General features: G+C 50.7%; 12 protein-coding genes. 6 read left to right on the top strand and 6 right to left on the bottom strand.

From position 1 onward, the window contains the following. Positions 1-57: 57 nt before the first annotated feature. Together ftsH and rlmE are read right to left on the bottom strand one after the other, a co-directional pair. Positions 58-1,977 carry an ATP-dependent zinc metalloprotease FtsH gene (gene ftsH / locus ACJJI6_RS20745; protein WP_282934642.1) on the bottom strand — a complete coding sequence of 640 codons (1,920 nt, stop codon included), beginning with the start codon at positions 1,975-1,977 and terminating at the stop codon, positions 58-60. 187 nt (positions 1,978-2,164) lie between these two features. After that, complete coding sequence (rlmE, locus tag ACJJI6_RS20740) at positions 2,165-2,785, bottom strand: 23S rRNA (uridine(2552)-2'-O)-methyltransferase RlmE (protein ID WP_475711941.1); 621 nt, start codon at positions 2,783-2,785, stop codon at positions 2,165-2,167. A gap of 143 nt (positions 2,786-2,928) precedes the next feature. On the opposite strand from rlmE, the gene yhbY reads away from it, so the two are divergent. Next, a complete protein-coding gene (yhbY, locus tag ACJJI6_RS20735; RefSeq protein ID WP_108734403.1) occupies positions 2,929-3,231 on the top strand; it encodes a ribosome assembly RNA-binding protein YhbY in 303 nt (100 codons plus the stop codon). Between the two features lie 34 nt (positions 3,232-3,265). On the opposite strand, the gene ACJJI6_RS20730 is transcribed toward yhbY, so the two are convergent. From ACJJI6_RS20730 to ACJJI6_RS20715, 4 genes are all read right to left on the bottom strand, one after another. After that, positions 3,266-3,640: a hypothetical protein gene (locus ACJJI6_RS20730; RefSeq protein ID WP_475711940.1), complete on the bottom strand. Its 375-nt coding sequence runs from the start codon at positions 3,638-3,640 to the stop codon at positions 3,266-3,268. A gap of 1 nt (position 3,641) precedes the next feature. Continuing rightward, positions 3,642-5,249 (bottom strand): S41 family peptidase, encoded by a 1,608-nt coding sequence (locus ACJJI6_RS20725; protein ID WP_475711939.1) that lies wholly within the window; start codon positions 5,247-5,249, stop codon positions 3,642-3,644. Between the two features lie 213 nt (positions 5,250-5,462). Then, positions 5,463-6,854: a Re/Si-specific NAD(P)(+) transhydrogenase subunit beta gene (gene pntB / locus ACJJI6_RS20720; protein WP_413663233.1), complete on the bottom strand. Its 1,392-nt coding sequence runs from the start codon at positions 6,852-6,854 to the stop codon at positions 5,463-5,465. A 15-nt stretch (positions 6,855-6,869) separates the two neighbouring features. Further along, positions 6,870-8,417 carry a Re/Si-specific NAD(P)(+) transhydrogenase subunit alpha gene (locus tag ACJJI6_RS20715; protein WP_475711938.1) on the bottom strand — a complete coding sequence of 516 codons (1,548 nt, stop codon included), beginning with the start codon at positions 8,415-8,417 and terminating at the stop codon, positions 6,870-6,872. Between the two features lie 774 nt (positions 8,418-9,191). On the opposite strand from ACJJI6_RS20715, the gene ACJJI6_RS20710 reads away from it, so the two are divergent. From ACJJI6_RS20710 to nirB, 5 genes are all read left to right on the top strand, one after another. Next, on the top strand, positions 9,192-9,779 hold the full coding sequence (locus ACJJI6_RS20710) for an ANTAR domain-containing response regulator (protein ID WP_475711937.1): 588 nt from the start codon (positions 9,192-9,194) through the stop codon (positions 9,777-9,779). 7 nt (positions 9,780-9,786) lie between these two features. Beyond that, a complete protein-coding gene (locus tag ACJJI6_RS20705; protein ID WP_475711936.1) occupies positions 9,787-10,851 on the top strand; it encodes a CmpA/NrtA family ABC transporter substrate-binding protein in 1,065 nt (354 codons plus the stop codon). Positions 10,852-11,031: 180 nt separating this feature from the next. Further along, positions 11,032-12,495, top strand: coding sequence for a NarK family nitrate/nitrite MFS transporter (locus ACJJI6_RS20700; protein ID WP_444940816.1), 1,464 nt, complete (start codon positions 11,032-11,034; stop codon positions 12,493-12,495). Continuing rightward, positions 12,485-14,266, top strand: coding sequence for a bifunctional protein-serine/threonine kinase/phosphatase (locus ACJJI6_RS20695; RefSeq protein WP_475711935.1), 1,782 nt, complete (start codon positions 12,485-12,487; stop codon positions 14,264-14,266). Before ACJJI6_RS20700 ends, ACJJI6_RS20695 begins: the two co-directional genes overlap by 11 nt. A 270-nt stretch (positions 14,267-14,536) precedes the next feature. Next, positions 14,537-17,074, top strand: a complete 2,538-nt coding sequence (gene nirB, locus ACJJI6_RS20690) for a nitrite reductase large subunit NirB (protein WP_475711934.1) — start codon at positions 14,537-14,539, stop codon at positions 17,072-17,074. The last annotated feature ends 52 nt before the right edge of the window (positions 17,075-17,126 follow it).

Here is a 17,126-nt window from a genome sequence, read left to right as displayed (position 1 = left end):
CTATCGCCCTATCCCCAACCCGGCATTTGGTTTTGTCCAGTTAGTCGCTTCGGAGAATCAGTGGCCGTTTAATGGGCCGCCGACGGTATTACTCTTATCCGCCTCAGTTGAGGCCTCTGTGGTTTCAGTATCCTGGGTCGGGCTGTTTCCACCAGAGCCGAAGTTATTGTCTTCCCAGTCCCTTGGTGCGCGTACTTTGCGACGAGCCATCAGGTCGTCCACCTGCTCCGCATCCAGGGTTTCGTATTCCATCAGCGCATCTTTCATCGCTTCAAGAATATCGCGGTTATCTTCCAGCAGTTTCTGCGCGCGCTCATAGCAGATATCGATAATACGCCGCACTTCCACATCAATTTCATTGGAAGTCTTGCCGGAAACCGGGTTGCCCTGGCCGGGCTGGCCACTTTCATCTTCGCCGTAATGCAATGGGCCAAGCTTTTCGGACAAGCCCCACTTGGTCACCATGCTGCGAGCCAAGTCAGTGGCCCGCTCGATGTCATTGGAAGCGCCAGTCGTAACACCGTCGATACCCAGGGTCATTTCTTCAGCAATACGGCCGCCAAACAGGGAGCACAATTGCGATTCAATCGCGCGCTTGGAAAGGCTGTACTTGTCTTCCTCAGGCAGGAACTGGGTGACACCCAGGGCGCGGCCACGGGGAATAATAGTTACTTTGTGTACCGGATCATGCTCGGGTACCAGTCGACCAATAATGGCGTGACCGGCCTCGTGGTAGGCGGTATTCACCTTTTCCTTTTCATTCATCACCATGGACTTGCGCTCGGCACCCATCATGATCTTGTCACGGGCGCGCTCAAACTCTTCCATGGTCACGGTGCGTCTATTGGCCCGCGCAGCAAACAGGGCAGCTTCGTTGACCAGATTGGCCAGATCGGCACCGGAGAAACCAGGGGTTCCACGGGCAATCGTCTGCGGATTCACCTTGTCGTCCATAGGCACTTTGCGCATATGAACCTTGAGGATTTGTTCGCGGCCGCGAATATCCGGCAGACCAACAAATACCTGGCGGTCAAAGCGACCCGGGCGCAGCAGGGCATGGTCCAGTACATCTGGGCGGTTGGTCGCTGCAATAACGATCACACCCTCATTACCTTCGAAACCATCCATCTCAACCAGCAACTGGTTCAGGGTCTGCTCGCGCTCATCGTGACCACCGCCAACACCGGCTCCACGGTGACGGCCAACAGCGTCGATCTCGTCGATAAAGATGATGCACGGAGCCTGCTTTTTGGCTTGCTCAAACATATCCCGCACCCGGGAAGCACCCACACCAACAAACATCTCAACAAAGTCAGAACCGGAGATGGAGAAGAAAGGTACTTTTGCTTCGCCGGCAATTGCTTTGGCAAGCAGGGTCTTACCGGTACCGGGAGGGCCACACATCAATACGCCACGGGGGATATTGCCACCCAGGCGCTGGAACTTGGTGGGATCGCGCAGGAACTCAACCAGTTCCTGCACCTCTTCCTTAGCTTCGTCTACACCGGCAACATCGGAAAAAGTTGTCTTGATCTGGTCTTCGCCCAGCAGGCGCGCCTTGCTCTTACCGAACGCCATAGGGCCTGAGCGACCGCCGGCTCCGCCCTGCATTTGGCGCATAAAGAACATAAACACAGCGATAATAATCAGGATCGGGAAGCTGGCTACCAGAAGCTGCTGCCAGATACTCGGTGACTCAGGCTCGCGACCAACGAATTGCACATTGCTGCGAACCAGCTCATTGGTGAGTTCATCGTCGATAATCTGTGGCTGGATAGTCTTGAAGCGGCTGCCATCGGCTTTTTCGCCGGTAATCACCAGACCGTCTACGATCACGTTCTTAACTTGGCCCGACTGCACATCCTGAACAAAGTCGGAGTAACTGAGAGCCTCATCCCGTGACTGTGGTTTAAAGTTTTGAAAAACCATCAGCAGTACCGCTGCGATGATCAACCACAGTACCAGGTTCTTTGCCATATCATTCAAAGGGATAGCCCTCTCGCTTTCGCAATCAAAATCCGTTCATTCCGGCAATGCCGGCCACATCAATACCGGATAAAACCAGTATAGGTGCGGGGGGTCAACAGCCTTCGCCCCCGATACAGGTATCGCTTATACCATATGGGGAGTCAGACTAGAAATACGCCGATGTTCTCAGTCGCTCTCAGCCCTTAAATCCTCGCGCCACCACGTATACTTCACGTGAACGGGGGCGGGAAGCACCAGGTTTGCGAGTTACGACACTGTTGTAGCTCCCACGCAAGTCGCGGATCAACTCGTCGAAACCCTCTCCCTGGAATACCTTTGCAACAAATGCACCACCGGGCTTAAGTACCTGCCGGGCCATATCGACCGCCAGTTCCACCAAATACATGGAGGCGGGCTGATCAACATCGCGTATCCCACTCATATTGGGGGCCATATCGGAAATCACAAGGTCTGCCAGTTCATCGTCCATGCGCTGTAACAGTTCACTGAGCACCGACTCCTCGGTAAAGTCCCCCTGGACAAAGTCCACACCGGCCAGCGGGTCCATCGGCAATATATCTGACGCCAAAACCTTGCCTTTGTGCCCTACCAACTCCATCGCCACCTGGGACCAGCCCCCTGGAGCCGCACCCAGGTCGACAACAGTCATTCCCGGCTTGAATAAGCGGTCCTTATTTTGCAGCTCCTGCAGCTTGTAGCTGGCACGGGAGCGGTAGCCCTCTTTTTGGGACTGTTTGACGTAATGGTCATTAAAATGTTCACGCAGCCAACGGTGGCTGCTCTTAGATCGGCCCATCGGGTACAATGCCTACAATCACTACAGCTTAATTGTAAGAGCGGCCACTGGCCGCGATCGGGTCCGCCGAACAAACGCTGGCGACGATCGCGGTCTGTGGCCGCTCCCACATCGAATTCCACAAAGTGGTAATGGAGTATTGTATGCCTTTAACCGCCGACCGCAAAAAAGCTCTTCGCTCTCTGGGTCACAATCTGAAACCTGTCGTGACCGTAGCCGGCAATGGGCTGAGCGAGGGGGTGATGGAAGAACTGAACCGGGCACTCGAAGACCACGAGCTGATCAAGGTCAAACTGATGATTGCCGACCGGGAAGTACGCCACCAAATCGTTGGTGAGCTTTGCGAAAAATCCTCATCCGAGTTGGTACAGGAAATTGGCAAGATTGCCCTGATTTTCCGCGCAGCGCAGAAGCCGGATATTCGCAAGTCCAACCTGCTGCGTTAAACAAAAAGGGGAGCTAATGCTCCCCTTTCTTTTCTCAACCAGTGGAAACTGGCTTACACATCACAGGCAACTCCCAGGATTCTCCATTGGACAGTCGCCTCAACCAGCATTTCTCACCATTGCCGACTAATTGAAACTTGATCGGCCGCCCCATATCCCGGCCAATCAGAGCCATCTTTTTGGGATCATTCTCAATCACCAAAATAGTATCGTCCACAAACACCCTCGGGCCCAGGGTCACATTAACCCCGCCCAGCGCTTGCGAAACTGCCACCTGCAACTTGCCCTGAATCTCCAGGCTCGTTTCCTGTAACAGTGCCGGTTGTGCAGTTTCAATATTTTGCTGGGAGGAGCAGCCAAGACACACTAATGCAAAACCACAGAGTTTAGCCAAAGCTGCCTTTTTCATTTTATTTCACCATTATGCGGTTACTGCGAGAGACTTCCTTGGTCACTCGTGCATTGAAAGCGGGGGCACCCTCGCTTTCATCGGAAATGGAGAATGCGCTAACGGCAATATCTCCACATTCGCCAGTCTCAATGTAATTCAATGCAGTGGCAAAGCGCGCCTCATTCACATCGCCCAGGGAATTATCAAAGTCGTCACCGATCACACACCCAGGCAAATCAGCATCAGTACCGTAATTACCATTGGGCACAAAGCCGTCGGAGTAATCACCAAAGCCTTTTGCATTTGCACCGGAGAATTGGATAGTAAAATAGGTGGTGCCGCAGTTATCCAGCGGATAAAAACCATAGGGCTTGCCGCAGGTGGTCTCACCAATCTGAATAACCTCGATATCAATGCCGCGCAAACCATTGATAATGGCCTCACTGGCGGAGCAGGTATTTTCACTGGTTAGGACAAACAGCCGCGATAAGTTCAAAGTCGGCAATTCTTTACCGAATAAAGATTCATCAATAATACCCAGTCCAGTCGAGTAAAATGGAGTCCCATCCAGCGGCGCCCCGGTAACAGGGTTTGTTTCCGGGTGTTGATCATTAAATTGGGACATTTCAAATACTTGTCCCGCAGTAATATCACCGGCAACCATATAGGCTAATTCCGCAGCGATACTGAGATAACCTCCACCGTTATAGCGCAGATCCAGAATCAAATCGTCAACAGACTCAGATTCGAGCTGAGTAACTGCATCAATCAACTCCGCTTCCGCTGTTGCAATATGATCATTAAACAACATATAACCAACTTTGCGCCCCGAATCCGTCACTTCAGTTTTGACATATTGAACAGGATCAGATTGCACCGGCGATGCTACCAAAGTGACAGTCTCAATCGCCGAGGAACCCAAAGGTCTTATTTCAAATACGTGGGACTCTCCAGCACTCTCCGGCCACATACCGTAATTTAAGGTATCAACATCATCGCCGTAAGCCAGATCAACGCCGTCCACGCTGATAACTTCTGCACCGCGGGTGATAATATCCGGCAGATTACCACCGTTTTCCTCATCCAGATAAGCGACTACCGCTTTACGTGGCGGCTGATCGGAAAGTAGGGCCCACTGGACACCATAACCTACGTACACACCAGATTCAGTTTGTGAATACCACTCATCTGACGGAACCGTATAATGGAAGCGGTCCTTCTCTCGACCGGAGGGAGTTAGAGCGAAAGTTCTTAGCTCTTCGAAATAAGCTAAAGAATCATCAAAGTCGGCTGGATTTTGGTCATCAATCTCGTCGTACCACAAGTAGAGATCATTGCTCATTGAGCGCAGCCAATTATTCTCATCTTCGCGAGTACCCGCTACTTCTGTATATTTAGAGCCCGTAGCAGGGTTAGTACCACTGCGAGGAGCAACACATCGGCTAGCATAAGTTGAGGCGGGCAGGAAATTACCTTCTTCCCAAGTACCACCAACGGCTGTCGGCACCTCAGAGCCACCACCACTAACAGAGTCAGAGCCACCTCCGCCTCCCCCGCAGGCTGCCAAGCCTAAAGCTCCCAGAGTAACAACCCCTGCTAAAGCTAGCTTACGTAGACGGATTTCCATCCCCAAACTCCTATTAACCTTTTTATTAGTAAAGATATGTAAAGCGGTGGAGCCTACCACTATTTGAAAAAGGGTTCGATAACCAAGTTTTTCATCAAAAGAAATTGCTAAACCAAAATACAGAAAGGCCTGAAGCGGCACATCACAATTTGTACCCCACCAGGCCCTTCAGTACAAAATAGGTTAATTACTATTATTAACCCGAGTCAGCAACTAATTGCCGACTTTACCCAAAACCCCCTGCAAACTATCTTTTGCATCACCGAACAGCATACGTGAGTTTTCTTTGTAAAACAGTGGGTTAGCAACTCCCGCATACCCGGAAGCCATAGAGCGCTTAAGGATAACAACCTTACCGGCCTTCCAAACTTCCAATACCGGCATACCTGCGATTGGCGAGCCCGGTTTTTCCACTGCATCCGGGTTTACCGTGTCGTTAGCACCGATCACCAAAACCAAATCTGTAGCGGGAAAGTCTGGATTAATCTCATCCATTTCCAAAACGATATCGTAGGGCACATTAGCCTCAGCCAAGAGCACATTCATATGTCCGGGAAGACGTCCAGCTACCGGGTGAATACCAAAGCGCACTGTTTTGCCTGCTTTTCTCAAACGATCAGTCAAGTCACTAACCGCCTGCTGGGCATGGGCAACCGCCATTCCGAATCCGGGAACAATAATGATACTGTCCGCCGCATCCAGTTCATCCGCAAGCTCCTGTTGATCAATGGCAATTACTTCACCATCGACTTCCTCATCGGACACTTCACCACCATCAGAGCCAAATCCACCGAGAATAACGCTGATAAAAGAGCGGTTCATTCCCCGGCACATGATGTAACTCAGGATGGCACCGGAAGAACCCACCAGGGCGCCCACTACAATTAACAGATCATTGCCCAGCATAAATCCGGTAGCGGCAGCGGCCCAACCGGAGTAGCTGTTCAGCATGGATATAACCACCGGCATATCAGCGCCGCCAATAGCCGCCACAAGGTGAATACCTAACAGCAATGCAATTGAGGTCATTAACAGCAAGTTAATAACCGTACCCGCATGCACATCTGCCGGTACAAACAACACACCCAGAACAATACAGGCCAAAATGGCAATCAAGTTAAGCCAGTGCCGGGCCGGTAGCATTAATGGTTTCCCGGAAACCAATCCCTGCAACTTACAAAAAGCAACCAAAGAACCGGTCAGGGTAATTGCCCCAATAAATACACCCAGGTATATCTCAGTGCTGTGGACAACATGAGCAGCTCCGTGTAACTCCACAACCGGATCGAGGAAACCGCCCCAACCAATTAATACCGCAGCCAAGCCGACGAAGCTGTGTAGCAAAGCCACCATTTGTGGCATTTGAGTCATAGCCACACGCTTGGCCAGTGCCAAACCAATCACCGCGCCGACGATCATGGCGATGGCGACCATCCAGTAAGCCCCGGCGGCCACTCCAGCAATAGTGGCGATAATGGCAACTGCCATTCCCACCATGCCGTAAATATTTCCCCTGCGCGCAGTTTCGTGACTGGATAAACCTCCCAGGCTCAAGATAAACATCACTGCCGAGAAGAGATAAGCCATTGCAATCATACCGTTCATCACTCTCTCCTCCCCTTACCGGCGAAACATTTTCAACATACGGTAGGTCACAAAGAAACCACCGAATATATTAATACTGGCCACCAACACGCCGATGAAAGCAAGCAGGCTCACCAAACCCGAATTGGCAATCCCAAGCTGCACTAACGCACCAACAACCACTATGCCGGAAATTGCATTAGTAACACTCATTAGAGGAGTGTGTAGCGCATGGGTAACATTCCAAATCACTTGCCAACCAACAAATATTGCCAGGACAAATACGGTAAAGTGCGAGACGAAATCAGGAGGTGCCACGCGCCCCAACCACAATAATAAGATTGCCGCGATCGCCCAAAATGCAAAAATAGATACGGGAGATTTTCGTTTCTCAGCTTTCTCCTCAACAATTTTCACTTCTTCAGTAGCTTTCGCCGATGGCTTGGGCTGAGCAGAAATTTTTGGTGCGGGTGGAGGCCAGGTAATCTCACCAGATTTAACCACTGTGGCTCCACGAATCACTTCATCATCAAAATTGAGATTAATCTCACCATCTTTCTCTGGAGTTAGCTCCCCAAGCAGGTGAGCGAGATTGGTTGAATACAGGCGCGAGGATTGTGCCGCGGCTCGACTGGGCAGGTTGGTATAACCAAGAATAGTGACGCCGTTCTGCTCCACTTTTTCATGGGGCACTGTATAGTCACAGTTACCGCCCATTTCTGCCGCTAAATCCACAACGACAGAACCCTTAGGCATACTGTCAACCATATCAGCAAGCCATAATTTCGGAGCGGGTTTTCCCGGAATTAAGGCAGTAGTGATCACAATATCCACTTCTTTGGCCTGCTCGCGGAACAGCGCCATTTCAGCTTCGATAAATTCCTTGGACATCTCCTTGGCATAACCACCGGAGCCCGAGCCTTCTTCTTCGATTTCTACGGTAAGGAATTCAGCCCCCATGGATTCCACTTGCTCTCGCACTTCGGCACGGGTATCAAAGGCCCGCACTATGGCGCCCATACTTTTTGCCGTACCTATCGCTGAGAGCCCCGCTACACCAGCGCCAATAACGAGCACTTTTGCCGGGGGAATTTTTCCTGCAGCTGTGATCTGCCCGGTAAAGAAGCGACCGAAATTATGAGCAGCCTCCACAACCGCACGGTAGCCGGCAATATTTGCCATGGAGCTGAGCGCATCCATTTTTTGCGCGCGGGAAATTCTTGGAATCGACTCGACCGCTAGCGCATTGATATCGCGCTCGGCAAGCTTCTGTAGGAACTCGGCATTTTGTGCCGGCTTCAGAAAGGCGATCAGCGTAGCCCCTTTGGGAATCAGGGCCAACTCTTGATCATTTGGTGCTTGTACTTTTAATACTATGCCCGCATCAGCCAGGCACTGTTGCATATCCTCACGGATTTCTGCACCGGCTTCAGCATAAGCTTCATCAGTAAAACTGGCCCTGTTACCAGCCCCCTTCTCCACCGCTACGGAAAAACCCAAATCGCGTAATCGTCTTACGCTATCGGGAGTCGCTGCAACACGTGCTTCTCCCTCTGCGGTCTCTCTAGGTATGGCTATAATCACCGCCGTGCCCCTCTTAGTTGATTTTATGAACTTACAGCTACATCTACCTCAAAAAGTATTGGATTGCCCAATTTATAAACAGATCGAGTGTAAACGTCGTCAAAGGGGATGAAAAGAGGGATAACCTGATAGCCGTAATTGGTGAAATTAATAAGACTATATATCCTAAATTGGCTATATAGACCTGAAAGAAATAAGCAAAAATTAGTCTCGCTCGAAACCTTTTCCCTGAAGTTAAATTGCTATTTGTTTATCCAAAATATAAGGAGTTTTCCTTTTTAAATGGCCTTACCGCTCAATTCACCATGAATTTTCAACCCAAGAAAATCCCCACAGTGGAGTGACCACCTACAAACAAACAAAAAACTACAAAAATTTAGGGGTAACTGACTATTTTTAATAACCGCAAATAGATCACCAAACACACCGTATTAGTTAAATATTGTCGATAAAGGCGACTATCACATTACACCTATAATAAAAAATAACGCGCCATGTGACAGTCTATTCACGCAAACCACAAATGTGCAGATGATTTTGCTTCCATAGTACCAAGTCACACTTTTCTGCCTGAAAAATATGTACTAGCCCCCTACTTGTGCAAAAAAAACAATATCCGCAGAATGTCGCACCAGGAAAAAGCAGTAACATCAGATTTATCTCATGGAATTAGAGGCATACATCCACTCCCCCACCTCTGCGTATTTGGCACAACTATTGATTAAAAGTTGGTAAAGCCCAATAAAAATTATTAGATGAGTGCCGCAGTAAATTGTGACTAATCCAAGCCCTGGAATCATGCTGGTCGATGACAATCCCGAGCGCGCCCGCTTGGTTTGTGAGCGATTACGTGCTGCTGGCTACAGTATTCTCGCCCAGATCAATAGTGCCGAGGGACTCCTCTTCCAAGTGGAAAAATACCGTCCAGATATTGTGCTGATAGACATCGAATCCCCGGACAGGGATATCCTGGAAAGCCTGGCCATAGTCAATCGTGAGGCGCCAACCCCAGTGGCTATGTTTTCAGGTAGCGGGAACGCAGACTTTATTAGTCGCGCGGTCGACTCCGGAGTAAGCGCTTATATGGCCGAGGGAATGACTCCTGAGCGCGTGGCACCGGCGATAGAAATCGCTATGGCACAATTTAAACATTTCCAGCAATTGCGTCAGTCTCTTGAGCGCACCCAGCAGCAACTCACAGAGCGAAAAGCGATCGAGCGGGCCAAAGGCCTATTAATGGCCAAGAAGAACCTCAGTGAAGAGGATGCCCATAAGACCTTGCGCAATCTCGCGATGAACAGCAACTCGACCATCCATACAGTTGCCGAGCAAGTAATCCAATATTTTCAGAAAGAGCATTAGAGTACCGATGTCAGCCCTTCTGTGCCCGGAAAAAAAGACCATCAAACTGCTTTACCTGCGCCTGACCGACAGCGCACCGCTGATTGTCGCCAAGGAGCTAGGCTACTTCCAAGAATATGGATTAAAGGTACAGCTGCAAAAAGAAACAAGCTGGGCCACCCTGCGAGACAAGTTAATTGCGCGCAAAGCAGATGCTGCAGCAATGCTCGCTCCTATGCCCCTGACACTTGAACAAGCGTTACCCAATTGCCACGAACGCTTGTTAAGTGGATTAATTCTTAGCTGCAACGGTAATGCTATTACCCTTTCCGCAGAATTATTCGAACGTCTGCAAAATTACTGTGAAGGTGACTCACAAAGTGATATCGCCTTGGCGCTAAAGCGCTACCTGCACGACAATAAATACCCACCTACTGTCAGGCTCGCCACGGTTTATCCATTCTCCAGTCATAGCTTGCAATTAAGATATTGGTTGCGCTCTGCCGATATCGACCCGGACCGAGATATAAAACTGGTGGTATTACCGCCTGAACAAATGCTGGAAAACCTCCACAGTGGCATTATCGATGGCTATTGTGTAGGCGAACCCTGGAACTCCCTAGCCGCCCACAAAGGGTCCGGCGTGGTTATTGCAGCCTGTAATACACTGCTGCCTGCTATGCCGGAAAAAGTGCTGACCGTCACTGAGAGCTGGCACCAAGCCAACCCTGCGACCCACCTAGCCCTAAGGGCCGCTCTTCTCAAAGCCTGTACCTGGCTTGCCGCACGCACAAACAGAGCCGAAGCTGCCAAGCTCTTGTCCCTGGGGCAATACCTCAACTTGCCTGAGGCGCTGATTCAGCGCTCCCTCAATGACCAGATTCTCTACCACCGGGACCGAGAAATTCTCGCCAATCCCGGCTGGCACCTCTTTGCCCATATTGATAACGACTGCGGGCGCCCAACTCAGGAAAAAGCACGGCAACTGCTGGAGATGTATTCAGACCTGGGGAGTTCGACGCTCCGTGCAGCAGAAGCCTATCGTCCAGACCTCTACCGGCAGACAGTGGATTTTCTGCTCGCAAAAAAATAGTGGCACATTAATTGAATGGAAATAATTCGATGATGCAATTGCCTTCCCTCAGGCGCATCAGCGCGGTGAAGCGGTTGTTCGCCGAATATAACGGGCAACGAAGTCCATCGTCTGCAGTCAAGCGGCTGCAGCTGTGGGCTTTTTTTGTGCCTGCGGAATTAGCAAACAAAGGAAATGCGCATGTCCAGTGACTCACTCAATCTATTCTCGTTCCGCGGGAAGATAAAAGTGCTCCACCTAACCTGGGTGGCCTTCTTTATCACTTTCTTTGCCTGGTTTAACCACGCACCATTGCTAATGGCAATTGCGAAAAGCCTTTCATTAACTCCGGACCAGGTCAAAACCCTACTTATTTTAAACGTGGCCCTGACAATTCCCGCACGCATTGTAATCGGGATGCTCACTGATAAATATGGCCCCAGACTCACCTATTCGCTATTACTGGCAATCGGCAGTGTGCCTTGCTTTATTTTTGCCCTGGCAGACAATTTTGTGCAGGCAGCCATTGGCCGATTCCTTTTGGGCTTTATTGGTGCAGGTTTTGTCGTAGGTATCCGAATGGTGTCCGAGTGGTTCCCGGCTCGACAGCTGGGTACCGCAGAGGGTATTTACGGGGGATGGGGAAATTTTGGCTCAGCCGCAGCGGCCATGTCCCTACCCACCATCGCCCTGTTTTTTGGCGGTGACGACGGCTGGCGCTATGCCATTGGCCTCACCGGCGCAATCGCACTGGTTTACAGCGTAGTTTATTACTTCTCTGTGACTGATACGCCCAAGGGGTCAACCTATTTCAAGCCAAAAAAAATTGGAGCTATGGAAGTCACCAGTCCCGGGGATTTTATCCTGCTTCTGGTGATGAAAGTGCCCATGTATGCGGCACTGGCTCTGCTAACCTGGAAATTATCCAGCGGCGTTGCATTAATATCCAACCTTACCGCCAACCTGATCTATGCAGGCTTGGTATTACTGTATCTTCTCGACGCGTATAAAACCTACAGTATTAACCGTGAAGTACTCAGCAACCCACCAGCACCGGTACACCGATACAAGTTTAAGCAGGTGGCAGTTTTGAATCTGCTCTACTTCGCGACTTTCGGTTCCGAATTGGCTGTGGTTTCCATGCTGCCCCTATTCTTCTCCGAGACCTTTACACTAGACCCGGTAAAAGCTGGCTTGCTGGCCTCCGCCTATGCCTTTATGAACCTCATGTCACGCCCTGCCGGCGGATTGATTAGTGACCGCTGGGGCCGCAAGTCTACCCTGCTGATCCTCACCGCTGGCCTGGCTCTGGGTTACTTCACTATGAGCATGATCGATGCCGAGTGGCCCCTGTACCTAGCGGTCGCCGCTGCCATGGCCTGCTCCTTTTTTGTGCAAGCTGGTGAGGGCGCTGTATTCGCAGTGGTGCCCTTGATCAAACGCCGCCTTACCGGGCAGATTGCCGGCATGACTGGCGCCTACGGCAATGTCGGAGCCGTTTTCTATCTCACCGTTCTCAGCATGGTGTCTTACCAGACCTTTTTCCTGGTAATCTGCGCTACCGCATTGCTCGGCTTTGCCGCCCTGCTTCTACTGGAAGAACCGGAGGGACAAATGGCAGAAGTACACCCCGATGGCAGCGTATCCATGATCGATGTTGCCTAATAACGATCTACCCACTGCAGCGAGCACAGAAGAATCCGGGCTCGCTGCCAGTGACAGTTCGCAGGGCGATAAAGAAGATGCCGTGCAACTGTTCACTGCCTCCTGCGCTGGACTTCGCCAACACAATGACGACGCCTGCGCAGTGAGGCTTCCCGAAGGCGCTGAATTACAGCGCCACGGCAGCCTTGCCGCAGTAGCCGACGGTGTTGCCAATGCAGAAGCCGGCGGTGAAGCAGCCCGCGCTGCCATCAATGGATTCTTTTCCGATTATTACAGCACCCCGCAAACCTGGTCGACAAAGCACTCTGTTGCGCGGGTTTTGCACTCACTCAATAGCTGGCTGTTTCGACAGAGTGGCGGCAGTGCCGAAATTAAACGAGGTTGGTTGACCACTTTTTCTGCCGTTATTTTCAAAGGCACCAGCGCACACCTGATTCACATCGGCGACTCCCGGATCTACCGACTACGCAACAGAAAATTAGAGTGCTTGAGTAGCGATCACAGCCACAGCCTCGGACCTGGACGCACCTTTTTGAGCCGCGCCCTGGGAATGGATGCCCATATTGAGGTGGACTACCGCTGTGAGGAACTGCAACCCGGGGATATTTTCCTGGTGAGTAGCGATGGTATTCACGATTTTCTGCCTGAAACAGAGTTAATTGAGCTATTGCTTAATTTTTCCAGCTCAACCCCCCAAGGGCTTATTGATGCTGCTCTGAAAGCGGGCTCCACCGATAACCTGACTGCTGTCACTTGCCGGATAAATTATGTAGGGCTGCCCCAGTGCGATGAATTGGCTATGCGCAATCGCGAACTCCCGTTCGCACCTGACCTGCGCCCAGGCCAAAAGCTCGACAACTTCCTTGTTTTACAGGAATTACATGCCAGCAGCCGCAGCCATCTCTATCTGGCCCGAGACCTCAATACCGAAGTATTGCGGGTGATAAAAACTCCCTCAGTTAATTTCTGTGATGACCCCCACTACATCGAGCGATTTATTGCTGAGGAGTGGACCGGGCGACGAATCTCCCACCCAGGAATTATTAGAGTTTTTGCTCCCTTTTCTGAAAGGCACTGTCTCTATCATATTCTCGAATATATCGAAGGACAGACTTTGCGTCAGTGGATGCAATTAAATCCACAACCTCAAATTCCCCAAGTGCGGGAGCTAATGGCACAACTGGTTAGTGCGTTGCGAAGTTTACAGCGGTTGGAGATCGTTCACGGCGATCTCAAGCCAGAGAATATTATGATGCGCAACGACGGGCGCCTGGTAATCATTGATCTCGGTGGTGCCGATGGCCCAGGGCTCAGAGAGCAATTACATCTATCTGGTGAAACAGCACCCGGCAGTAAGAATTATGCAGCTCCGGAATTCTTTTTTGGGGATAGCGCCAGCCATCGATCAGACATCTTTTCCCTGGGAATCATTGCTTATGAATTGCTCACGGGCAAATATCCCTATCCCGAGCGCTTTGGTAGCTACCACTACCGTTTAAAGAGCTATAACCAAATGCGCTTTACTCGCGCATCCGCACACCGCAAAGATATTCCCTACTGGATTGATAGCGCTCTACAAAAGGCTTGTGCTCCTGATCCTAAAAAGCGCTACAACGCATTGTCAGAATTTATCCAGGATCTGCAATCTCCCAGCCCAGATTTTAAAGCCCCCCAAAGCCGCCCCCTGCTAGAAAGAAATCCGGTTCTTGTCTGGCAGCTACTAACTTTAATTCTACTGCTCTCTCATCTGCTCTACTTCTTTTGGCGCTAATACATAAGATTTGAATAAGCACATTTACAGCGCAGAAAATTAATTAAATGCACCACTTTGTCGCAAAAATTGTGGACAATCAGGCCAAACCCCCTTTATTACTAAAAATAAAATTGGCATAGAGATTGAATGTATTTAATTACCAACAAATTATTCCCCCATTACGAGGCAACGGCGCCTGTACTCTTCGGCAGAAGAGGAGACGCCCTTGCCATTTCAGACGGGCCCTCTTCCTGCCGAATAAAACGAATTGAGACGGCAGGATTGTAAATGAAGGCAAATGTTAAACCTCAAAAGCTGATTGTGATTGGCAACGGTATGGTCGGGCACCATTTCCTGGAACAGCTCGCCAACCATCAATACGCCAACCAGTTTGATATCACCATATTCTGTGCAGAGCCCCGTCCCGCTTATGACCGGGTCCACCTTTCCGAATACTTTGCCGGACGCACAGCTGAAGACCTGTCCATGGGAGACCTGGAGCAGTATCAGCAGTGGGGTTTTAATATCCTGCTCAATGACAAGGTGGTGCAAATTGATCGGGACAATAAAACAATTACTGCGGCAAGTGGAGCCAGCCACTCTTACGACCAATTAATACTTGCCACCGGCTCCTACCCTTTTGTTCCGCCAATACCCGGTCATCAACACCAGCGCTGCTTTGTATATCGAACCCTGGAAGATCTCGATTCCATTCGCTCGATTGCCGCCAGTGCAAAAAGTGGTGTAGTTGTCGGCGGTGGCCTACTGGGCCTGGAAGCTGCCAATGCCCTGAAAGCCCTGGGACTTGAAGCCCACGTTGTCGAGTTCGCCCCAGGCCTTATGGCCACTCAGTTGGATGAAGGTGGTTCAGCCCTATTAAGAACAAAAATTGAAGCACTCGGGGTTCAGGTACACACCAGTACTGCCACGGAATTGATTGAAGAAGTAGGCGGCCGCCTGCGTATGCAGTTCAAGGGAGATAAAGAACTGCTTACCGATATGATTGTTTTCTCCGCAGGCATTCGCCCCCAGGATGAACTGGCAAAATCTAGCGGGCTGGAAGTTGGCGAACGCGGCGGGATCGTAATTGACAGCAACTGCCGTACTTCAGACCCGAATATTTTCGCTATCGGCGAATGCGCGCTTTACGATCAGAAAATTTTTGGCCTGGTCGCTCCCGGTTACAGCATGGCGCGTACTGCTGTCGCTCAACTGACCGGTGGAGAGGAGAGCTTTAACGGTGCTGACATGAGCACCAAGCTGAAACTCCTGGGTGTACAGGTCGGTTCTATTGGCGATGCCCATGGTCGCACCAGCGGCGCTGCCGCTATTACTTTTGTAGACGAGCAGAGCGGTGTTTACAAACGCATGATCACCGATAGCGAGGGCAAAAAGCTGCTGGGTGCGGTGATGGTGGGGGATACGGATGACTACGATACCCTGCTGCAATATCACCTCAACGATATTGATCTGCCCGAACACCCGGAACAATTAATTTTACCGGCAACCGATGGCGCAGCTCCCGGGCTGGGTGCCGCTACACTTCCCGCGTCGGCTACCGTGTGTTCCTGCCACAATGTAAGTAAAGGCCAGATTATCGACGCCGTTGCCGGTGGCTGCCACTCACTGGCTGATGTCAAGGATGCAACAAAAGCATCTACAGGTTGCGGTGGTTGTGCTGGGCTACTGAAAAATATTGTCGATGAAGAGCTAGCGGCGCTCGGCATGGAAGTGAACAATCACTTATGCGTGCACTTCCCCTTCTCCCGCCAGGAGTTATTCCACATTATCCAGGTGGAAGAAATAAAAACCTTTAGTGAATTATTAAGTAAACACGGTTCAGGGCGCGGCTGTGAAATTTGTAAACCTGCGGTCGCATCCATATTTGCCTCCCTGTGGAATGAACATATTCTGGAGCAGACTCATGTCGGCTTACAGGACACCAACGATACTTTTATGGCGAATATGCAGAAAAACGGCAGCTATTCTGTAGTTCCGCGTATTCCCGGCGGCGAGATCACACCGGAAAAATTAATAGTGATCGGCGAAGTGGCCAAACGCTACAACCTCTATACCAAAATTACCGGTGGCCAGCGTATCGACTTGTTTGGCGCGCGCCTGGAGCAGCTACCGGAAATTTGGCGAGAGCTGATTGATGCCGGATTTGAAACCGGCCATGCCTACGGCAAATCCCTGCGCACGGTTAAGTCCTGTGTTGGTAGCACCTGGTGTCGCTTTGGGGTTCAGGACAGCGTTTCAATGGCCCTTCAAGTAGAGAACCGCTACAAGGGATTGCGCTCTCCACACAAAATAAAAATGGCTGTCTCCGGCTGTACCCGTGAATGCGCTGAGGCTCAAAGCAAAGATGTCGGGGTTATCGCCACTGAAAAAGGTTGGAATCTATTTGTTTGTGGCAACGGCGGCATGCGCCCCCGCCATGCAGATTTGTTCGCCACTGACCTGGATGACGAAACTCTTATCCGCTATATCGACCGTTTCCTGATGTTCTATGTGCGCACCGCCGATAAATTACAGCGCACATCTGTGTGGCTGGAAAATCTTGACGGCGGCCTGGATTACCTGCGCGAAGTCATTATCGATGACAAGCTGGGGATTTGTGCCGAGCTGGAAGCCCAGATGGCCCGAGTAGTAGACACCTACCAATGCGAATGGAAAACAGCCATTAACGATCCGGAAAAACTCAAGCGCTTCCGTCAATTCGTTAATAGCAACGAAACCGACGAAAAGATTGTTTTCGTTAAAGAGCGCGGACAACCGCGTCCGGCGACCACTGACGAGCTAGTGGAAACAGCCGAATCCGCCTAAAGCTTCACCCGGCGGCGCAAGCCGCCAGTTATACCTTTATTAATAAATTGCT

It is taken from the genome of Microbulbifer maximicatervae (SeqCode), assembly GCF_056232625.1.
This window is presented reverse-complemented; position numbering and strand designations above follow the sequence as displayed.